Below are 1,867 nucleotides of genomic sequence, written 5' to 3'. Positions count from 1 at the left end.
TAATCTCAAGTTTGACACTTAAAACCGCCAAAACCATTGGTAAGTCAATGTTTTTGGCGGTTTTTTTATAGATAAAACTGCGTACTATTTTACCTTTTTTGTTTGTTTTAAAATTTTTTTCATCTCTTTTTGGGTTACAATTTCAAAATCAGTTCTGAAGCCAAAGGCATCGTGTAAAGCATCTGTAACCTTTGTTCGAGTATATGTAGGTATGTATCCTTCCCCATCTGTCTCCAACATTTTCATCTCTTTCAACGTGTTGATTAATTCATGACATGTGAATTGCTCATCTAATTTTTTCTCTAAAATACGATAAATCAATAGAGATAGGAAGCAGGTTAGAAAGTGTGCCTTTATTTGGGTGTCCTTTTGTAAATATACAGGCCGAGATCGAAATTCACTTTTTAATATACGAAACGTCTCTTCAATCTCCCATCTTCCATGATTAATTTTGATGATTTCCTCAACAGTAGACTCTAGATTTGTACATACTGCATAAAATCCATCATACATTTTTTCATTATCAATCTGTTCTTGATTTAGGATTGCTTGAGTTTTGTTGGCAATTTCGCCATTGTTTGTAACATGTGTTGCCTTAATGAACCTTTTAGGATCATTTTGATGGGGTTTATTTAATGAGTTCGGATTTTCCATTTTCTTAATCGCTCTCTCGACTTGATTATCTCGAATGGACGATTGGTATCGCTCATAAACAGGGGAATAGGTAACAATTAATTTCTGTTCCAAATCATTTTCTTTTATCCATCGCTCTTTGTAATACATTCGTTCGTCATTTTCGAGCTTTCGAATATCATCCAAGTTTACTTCTTGATTACTCCCAGATATTCGCCATCCTTTGGAATCTAATGCCCACTCCTTGAGAAATTTCTTAAGCTTTTTAATGGATTGTGTCGTCACAAAGGCACGTTTTCCTCGGGTATTATATAACCGATTACTGTTAGAGGAGAGACCGGCATCTGTACATACAACAAATTTTGAAAGATGGAAGTCCTTCAGGATGCGACGTTCTAATGGTTTCAATGTTGTTTGTTCGTTTGTATTTCCGGGTGTCATACTAAAAGCCAAAGGAAGACCGGAACCATCCATGAATAGTCCCATTTGAACGATAGGATTGGGACGGTTTTCTTTTGAAACGCCATACTGCTTGATGCCTTCGGATTCTTCTATCTCAAAGAAAAAGTTTGTACAGTCATAATAGAGAATCTGCGTATTACGATTGACAACATTTAGGCTATTCTTATAAACCATCTCTTCAATATGGTCAGATTGCTCCGCAAGGACTCCTAATGCTCGATAGATTTGATGTGACCGAAAATGAGAAGGCTCAAGTAAATCTTTTGCATGTTCGAATGTTCCTTTTTTGGATGTGGGGTGTAGAACCCGCAAAAAAAGAAGACGTGAAAGAATTTCATTAAGATCATAATCAAAATCATATTTTTGGGAAATCCGCTGACAAACTGTATCTAATTTTAACTCGTGATAAATCGTTTGCAGAAAAAGATACCCTATATTGAATTGCCTCTGTTTATCCAACGCAATCTGTTTCAATGGGCTAAATTTGACAATCACTTTTTGGCTACTTTCTTTTTCCTTTTGAGTTAATTCCATGGCATATTCTTTTGCCCACGTATATGGATCTACACCAGGATGTTTTTCTAGAATGTCATCATCATTTCCCAAAGCTTCAACGACCTTAGAAGATTTTTTTCCGTTTCGGTACACGTCTTTAATAATTGAATAAGAGGTTGAATTTTTAGAAACACTTTTTTTGACACGCATAAATATCCCCACCGTACATGAAATATACTCTAATTGTACCATTGTACGGATTAGTACGCAATATTTA

General features: G+C 35.3%; 1 protein-coding gene. It reads right to left on the bottom strand.

Features of this window, described 5'->3' with window-relative positions:
* Nucleotides 1-84 precede the first annotated feature (84 nt).
* Nucleotides 85-1,800 carry an IS1634 family transposase gene (locus BQ6100_RS20550; RefSeq protein ID WP_075981344.1) on the bottom strand — a complete coding sequence of 572 codons (1,716 nt, stop codon included), beginning with the start codon at nucleotides 1,798-1,800 and terminating at the stop codon, nucleotides 85-87.
* Nucleotides 1,801-1,867 lie beyond the last annotated feature (67 nt).

This window comes from Bacillus massilinigeriensis (genome assembly GCF_900117315.1).
GTDB lineage: Bacteria > Bacillota > Bacilli > Bacillales > Cytobacillaceae > Bacillus_BE > Bacillus_BE massilionigeriensis.
Note: the sequence above shows the minus strand (reverse complement) of the source record. Positions and strands in the feature narration are given on the sequence as shown.

Bases quoted from the DNA above. Each gene is read 5' to 3' on its own strand.
- BQ6100_RS20550 (WP_075981344.1), bottom strand. From the start codon at position 1,800: ATGCGTGTCAAAAAAAGTGTTTCTAAAAATTCAACCTCTTATTCAATT.